Source organism: Bradyrhizobium sp. 61 (assembly GCF_023073075.1).
GTDB classification, from domain to species: Bacteria; Pseudomonadota; Alphaproteobacteria; order Rhizobiales; family Xanthobacteraceae; genus Bradyrhizobium; species Bradyrhizobium barranii.
The window spans coordinates 1-941 of record NZ_JADPIU010000029.1; the positions used below are offsets into that span (position 1 = coordinate 1).

A 941-nucleotide genomic window follows, 5' to 3' on the forward strand; every position below is an offset into this window, starting at 1 on the left:
ATCGCGATGATCGGAACGGGCTATGTGGGACTGGTGTCCGGAGCCTGCTTTGCGGATTTCGGTCACGACGTCACCTGCGTCGACAAGGACGAGAAGAAGATCGCGGCGCTTCATCGCGGCGAGATTCCGATCTACGAGCCCGGCCTCGACGAGCTGGTCGCGACCAATGTGAAGGCCAAGCGGCTCGACTTCACCACCGATTTGTCGAAGCCGGTCGCGGACGCCGATGCCGTCTTCATCGCGGTCGGCACACCCTCGCGCCGCGGCGACGGTCACGCCGATCTGTCCTATGTCTACGCCGCCGCGCGCGAGATCGCGCAGTCGCTGTCGGGCTTCACCGTCGTCGTGACCAAGTCCACCGTCCCGGTCGGCACCGGCGACGAGGTCGAGCGCATCATCCGCGAGACCAACCCTGCGGCCGACGTCGTGGTCGCCTCCAACCCCGAATTCCTGCGCGAGGGCGCGGCGATCCGCGACTTCAAGTATCCCGACCGCGTCGTCGTCGGCACCTCCGACGAGCGCGGTCGCAAGGTGATGGGCGACGTCTATCGCCCGCTGTCGCTGAACCAGGCCCCGCTGATGTTCACGGCGCGCCGCACCGCCGAGATGATCAAATACGCCGCGAACGCGTTCCTCGCGACCAAGATCACCTTCATCAACGAGATCGCCGACCTCTCGGAAAAGGTCGGCGCCGACGTGCAGGAAGTCGCGCGCGGCATCGGCCTCGACAACCGCATCGGCACCAAGTTCCTGCACGCGGGTCCCGGCTTCGGCGGCTCCTGCTTCCCGAAGGACACCAAGGCGCTGATCAAGATCGCGCAGGACTATGACGTGAGCCTGCGCATCGTCGAAGCCGTGCTGGCCGTCAACGAGAACCGCAAGCGCGCGATGGCGCGCAAGGTCAGCCAGGCGCTCGGCGGTAGCTTGCGCGGCAAGACCAT

The 941-nt window shown here is 66.2% G+C and carries 1 protein-coding gene; it reads left to right on the forward strand.

Features of this window, described 5'->3' with window-relative positions; genetic code table 11:
* Positions 1-941, forward strand: a 941-nt coding sequence (locus IVB46_RS10175; protein ID WP_247342649.1) for a UDP-glucose/GDP-mannose dehydrogenase family protein, incomplete at both ends; no start/stop codon positions are given.